This is a genomic window from Streptomyces sp. SM1, from assembly GCF_002910825.1.
GTDB classification, from domain to species: domain Bacteria; phylum Actinomycetota; class Actinomycetes; order Streptomycetales; family Streptomycetaceae; genus Streptomyces; species Streptomyces okerensis.
Genome location: NZ_NEUB01000876.1, coordinates 1 through 5790 on the forward strand (window position 1 = coordinate 1; position 5790 = coordinate 5790).

General features: G+C 65.4%; 3 protein-coding genes and 2 pseudogenes. 2 read left to right on the forward strand and 3 right to left on the reverse strand.

Going from position 1 to position 5790, the window contains the following annotated elements; translation table 11 throughout:
* Nucleotides 1-36: 36 nt before the first annotated feature.
* On the reverse strand, nucleotides 37-1242 hold the full coding sequence (locus B9S61_RS29140; RefSeq protein WP_103542832.1) for an ISAs1 family transposase: 1206 nt from the start codon (nucleotides 1240-1242) through the stop codon (nucleotides 37-39).
* Between the two features lie 154 nt (nucleotides 1243-1396).
* Between B9S61_RS29140 and B9S61_RS29145 the strand changes: the two are divergent.
* Nucleotides 1397-1906, forward strand: a pseudogene (locus B9S61_RS29145) (GntR family transcriptional regulator); the annotation flags it as partial.
* 450 nt (nucleotides 1907-2356) lie between these two features.
* Complete coding sequence (locus tag B9S61_RS29150; protein WP_103544916.1) at nucleotides 2357-3589, forward strand: hypothetical protein; 1233 nt, start codon at nucleotides 2357-2359, stop codon at nucleotides 3587-3589.
* Nucleotides 3590-3936: 347 nt separating this feature from the next.
* On the opposite strand, the pseudogene xerC reads toward B9S61_RS29150, so the two are convergent.
* Together xerC and B9S61_RS29160 are read right to left on the reverse strand one after the other, a co-directional pair.
* Nucleotides 3937-4997 (reverse strand): annotated as a pseudogene (gene xerC / locus B9S61_RS29155) (tyrosine recombinase XerC); the annotation flags it as partial.
* A gap of 19 nt (nucleotides 4998-5016) precedes the next feature.
* A partial coding sequence (locus B9S61_RS29160; RefSeq protein WP_181007492.1) for a transposase occupies nucleotides 5017-5790 on the reverse strand: 774 nt, incomplete at its 5' end.

Sequence of the window (5790 nt, forward strand, 5' to 3'; positions counted from 1 at the left end):
CAGGGTCATTGCATGATCGAGATCTGTCTGGGTTCGTCACGTGAGGCCGAGGGCTCGTAGGGGCCGGTGGTAGTCGCGGCCGGTGTGGCGGAGGGCGGCGGCGATGTTGGTCTGGCCGTCCTGGCGGAAGACGCTGATGGCGAGGTTGCGCAGGGAGGCCATGGAGCGGGGCAGGGTGCCGGTGCGGACCTTGGAGTCGTCCTCGCGGAACGTGCGGTCCCGGACGTGGTGCAGGAGGTTCTCGATACCCCAGTGGCCTCTGATCCAGGTGGCGAGCTCGGTGCAGGTGGCGTCGAAAACGGTCAGGCTGGTGATCAGGTAGACGCGCTCGATGGTCAGCTTCCCGGCGCTTATGTCGCGTCGCCAGCGCACGACTTGGATGGCCTGGTGGGCGCCGGGGTAGTCGAGGTGGCTGAATGCGGCGGCCTTGAGCCGGCGGACCTCGTCGCGGTGGTGGGCGTGGTCGCGCGTGCGGTGCCCGAGCGGGATGTCCCGCCAGGGCAGCGTTCTGACCTGGGCATACAGGCCCGGATGGTTCTTCTTCACGACGGCCACGTAGTGCGCGCCGCGACGGGTCAGATAGGCCCCGTGGTCGTGCTGGGTGTGCAGGGCGTCGGCGGTCACCACCGTGTTCGCCAGCTCGAGTCCGTCCAGCAACGGTGCGAAGGAGGGGATTTCGTTGCTCTTGGAAGCGACCTGCCGCTGGGCCAGGACAACGCCGTGGTGGTCCATCGCCGCCAGCAGCTGGATCGCGGCGGCCGTCTGGGTTCGCGATCCGCGGACCACCTTGCCGTCGACCGCGATCACCCGTCGCACCGGCCCCTCCTCCGCGTCCGGCTCGACCGGGGGCGGCGTTCTGGCCTGCAGATACGCGCTGATCGCCGCATCCAGCGCGTCACCGTCCACACGCTGCAGCAGGCGGCGCACGGTTGCGGCGTGCGGCACCGGCCGCAGACCGGTAAGCGGATCGGCAGCGAAGCCGAGGACACCCAGCACATGCTGCGGGGCATCCGTGATCCACTCGCTGATCGCGATGAGCGACCGGGCCCCGGTCAGCACCGCCGAGACGGCCGCGCACAGCAACGCGAGGGCCGGATACCGCAGCCCTCGCGCATCGCGGGGATCGGCGACCAGAATCAGGAAACGCCGCAGGTCAGCGACATCGCTTGAGGTGAGGGGATCAGTCGGGGAGCCCAGTTGCTCCAGCGCGGAAGGGATGGGCGATGATGTTCGGGCAGGCACGGTCTCGCTCGGTTCTCATGGGTCTCGACAACCACATGATCACCAGCACCGTGCCTGCTCTGCTCTCCGGGGTCCCTTGCCACACAACGGACATGACGCCACGTCACTGACGAGACCGACGAACCGGACCAATCCCAATCGCGCAATGCCCCTGGCGCGGGAACAGCCCAGCGGCTCACCGTTCCGCGCGGACATGAAGGCCGTGGGCAGGCAGGGCGACTGGGAGAGCCGGACCGAGGCCAAGGTTCCGGCACCGGCGGAGATCGCCACGCGCCTCGGTATCGCCGAAGGTGAGCTGTGCGTGCAGACCGCGTACGAGTTCCTCGCCGACGGCAGGCCGGTTCAGCTGTCGACGAGCTGGGAGCCGTACGACCTCACCGCCGGCACGCTCGTCGTCCTCCCCGAGGGCGGTCCGCACGCCGGAGCAGGGGTCGTGAACCGCATGGCGGAAATCGGCATCACCGTCAGCCACGCCGTGGAGCAGCCGGAGCCCCGGCAGGCGACCGCCGAGGAGGCCTCACTCCTGGGCATCCAGAAGGGCGCACTCGTCACGCACATCCGGCGGACGTACTACAGCGACCAGGGGCGGCCCGTGGAGACCGCGGACATCGTGGTGCCCGCCGCACTCTGCGAGATCGTCTACGAAATTCCGATCAGTCGCTAGCCGCGCACCACAAGCGCACCAGATCAAGCGGGGAACAGCGGGGACTCACGGTGAAAGCCGCCGAGGCCGACGAGGCGGCACCCGTACCGTTCGCGCAGGTCAGCGGCCGACCCGGCCGCAAATGATCGCAGCTTCCCAAGCTGAGGGCTCAGGAACCGTCATCACGCGCCGGCCATGGTGGCGTGCTCTGGTTGACGGCACTGGCAGCGTGGTGAAGACCGGTGGGGGACAGCGAGGCACACGCGCGCCTGGACCGTCGGCGCGCCCGCCGTCGGCTTAGGTTCGTGCCACCCTGCCAGATGCAAGGGGTAACTGCGGTCAACACCGGTATCTCGTGGTCGAGTAGTCGCCCCCTCCCTCAGTCGGCGAAGCCGCAGCTCAGGTGCGAGATCACCCAGCGTCTCGGCAAAACCGGTGCTCAGCATTGCTACATATTGCATCATTAGTGCTGTGGAGACGAACAACAGCCCAGCTATCGTGTTGATCACGATCGACCGCACGACGTCCTCTGTGGTTTTTACTCGATCGGACATGCAGGAAGCTCGATTCCCGCTGAATTCACCCATGTTCGATGACACTAGCAACTTGGCGCGCATTGATGTCCCCGCATCGTTCGATGCCCTCCTGGTGACCACGCTGAAAGGTGACCAGATATTGTTTGAGATGCCGACCGATGAAATTGATCGACTCGCCCGGCGATTGGTCATTTATCTAGACCAGAACCAATGGAGTGCTTTGAGTGGTGCAATCCACGGCAGGGAAACGAACCCTGAAATACGCGCTGCCGCACAAAAGCTCCGAGAATGGGTTGAGCAGCGACGGATAATACTGCCAGCCTCTGCCGGGCATTACTATGAGACATCTAAATGGTTTGATGACCAGCGACGTTACCAGCTCGGGCTAACCATCTTGCAGTACAGCCGAGGCTGGCAGATGCGTGATCCACTACAGGTCCGCCGCATTGAGCTCCACGACCATATGCACCAATACAAAGGAAGTAGATATTCTCGCGCCGAGCCCGTCTTCACTCTAGCCGCCAACGCCTTGTACTCAGAGGTTCGTGGCTCGAACTTGCCACCCCATACAGATAGTCCCGAAACTCCGCTCTCCCAACAGTTCGAAGCGCTAAGGGAGGCTGTTGCCTCAATCGACACCATGCTGGACGCTGAGCCAATCGAACCCGGCCTCGACACGGGATGGGCGACTGTAAACCAACACTTCAGCGATGCGATCGACGGGGAAAAACTCGATTCTCAGCAAAAGAGGAAGATAATTGATGCTTTTCTCCTAAAGGATCTGACGGCAGAAATGGCCCACGAGGCGGCCACGGCAGGCCTGACAACCGAACAGTTCGAAAAGTGGCTAAAAAGGTACGCGCTGAAAGGGTACGAAGGACTTCACTCGATTGGCCTTTTTCGCGAAATGATGCTCAATCGACATCTCAATAGGGGAACGAAATGGACGTCTAATGACTGTACTGATATGGTTTATCTTTCATGTGCCGCAGGTTACGCCGATGTTGTCGTGTGCGAACGGCACATGCGAGACCCTCTGCAGCACGGCTTAAGACGAAAAGGACTGAAAGCTCACACATTCCGCCGACTTCCGGAGGCAGTAGCAGCGATCGAGCGCATGCTGAAGGAATCTGCTGCACCTCAAGCTGAGACCGCGGAAACTTCATAAGTTACGGCCATCGCGGCTTGCTCTGGCCGACAGCGCTAACAGCGTGGCTGAGGCCGGTGGGGGTACAGCGAGGCACACGCGTGCCTGGTCGGTCGGCGCACCCGCCGTCATGGCTCACTGTCGTCGGCCGAGGTTCGTGCCACAACCGTGCCAGATGCAGGGGTCAGCCACGGTCAACACCGGTGCCCCGCGGTCGAGTAGCCGCCCGCTGCCTCGGCCGGCGAAGTCGCAGCTCAGCCCACAGATCGCCCAGCCTCTCTCCTAAAGCGGGTGTCGCAGGTTCGAATCCTGCCGGGGGCACAACGCATTACCGCTCTGACCTGGGGTTTATCCCCCAGGGAGGGCTCCTACTCGGCCTCGGACTCCTCGTCCGGGGCCGTTTGCGTGAGCGGTGCGTGAGCGGTGCGTGAGCGGACGGAGAGTTGATCTCCCGAATACCGCCCAACGGATCAGCATCATCCGGCACGGACTCCGGGTCGGGATGCTCCGCATCGTCAGGCTCGGGCTCCGCTTCGGGAGCGGTGTTCTCGGAGGTGGGGCGGGCACGCGGTACGAGCCGAGCTGCGGCCTCGGCGATCGCCAAGTCCGCCTCCGGGAGGAGGCTCGTGTACGTGTCGGCCGTGATGGTGATCGAGGAGTGGCCGAGCATCTCCTGGATGTCCTTCAGGTCGGCCCCGGCCGCGTGGGCCAGCGTCGCGGCACCGTGGCGGAGGTCGTGGAGCCGTACCGGCGGGAGGTCGATCTCCTCGTACAGCTCGATGAACCGCCGTGTGACGTTGGCGGGGTGGAGCATCTCGCCGTTCTCCTTGGTGAAGACGCGCCCCGTCTCCACCCAGGCGCTCCCCCACTCCTCGCGGTCCTTGTCCTGCTGGGCGCGATGCCGCTTGAGGGCCTGGACCGTGTCGGAGTCCAGCGCGATGGTGCGCGCGCCGGCGTCGGTCTTGGGGTCGTCCTCGTACACCTCCCAGCCGTCCACGACGAGTTGCTTGGCGACGGTGATGAGACCGGCGTCCAGGTTGGTGTCGGTCCACTTCTGGCCGCACGCCTCGCCCCGTCGCAGCCCGCGGAAGGCGATGAGGTGGAAGAGCGCGTACAGGCGGCCCTCCGCGATGTGGTCGAGGAAGAGGCCAGTGTGCTCCGGCGTCCAGACCATCACCGGCGAGGGCTTCTCGCCGGTGCGCTTCCAGTGGAGGATGCGCTCCTCGGTCCACACCAGGGCCTTGGGCCGCTTGCCGGCCTCCAACTCGACGTGGGCGGCCGGGTTGAAGGTGATCAGCTGCTGCGCGATTGCGGCGTTCAGCGCGGCCCGCAACGTGGAGCGGACGCGCTGACGCGTGGCCGGACCGACGATGCGTCGGTAGGGCTCCATCTCGGCGATGGCTGTCTTCATCGCTTTGCGGCGGGCGCGGACTCTGTTGCTGAATTCGTCAGCCGGCGAGTTGGTGGCTGAGGCGTTCGAGTCGGCTGGTGCGAGGCTTGCGTAGTGGGTCGGTGGCCCACCAGGCGTCGAGGCGGACGATGTTGAGGGCGGTGGCGGAGTAGATGTGTTGGAGGGTGACTTTCGGCAGGCCGCGGTAGCGGGCCCGGCGGATGCCGGTGACGTCGAGAGCCTGGTTGACGGTGCCCTCGATGCCGGCGCGGAGTGCGTACTTGGTTCTCCAGGAGTCGGTGTCCTGTTCGGCTCTGGCCGCAGTGGTGCGTTCGTGGAGTTCACGGGGGCGCAGGGTGAGCATGCGGGCGCCGCGGGCGGAGCTGGTGCACTTGGTCCGGGATGGGCAGGGGCGGCAGTCGGCGCGGGCGAAGTCGATCACGATGGCGTCGCGGCCGTGCTGGGTGACCGGATACCAGCCGGCGCTGGTGGCGCCCTGGGGGCAGCGGACCTGACGGGCTTTCCAGTCGATACGGAAGGCGCTCTTGGCGAAGCCTTCGGCGGCCTTGGCCTGGGGCGAGTGGTCGGCCAGGAGCGGGGTGACCATGCTGATGCCCCGGCCCGCCGCTTGCACGACCAAGTCGGCGGAGGGATATCCGGAGTCGAGGTAGTGCTCGCCCGGTGAGACCTGACGCTCGGCCAGGTTCTGCTGGATGGGCGCGGTGGCCTTGACGTCGGGAATCGTCGCCAGGGTGGTGTGCACATCGGTGATCAGCCGCAGCACGCTCGTACCGGCTTCGGCTTCGGCTTCGGCTTCGGCTTCGGCTTCGGC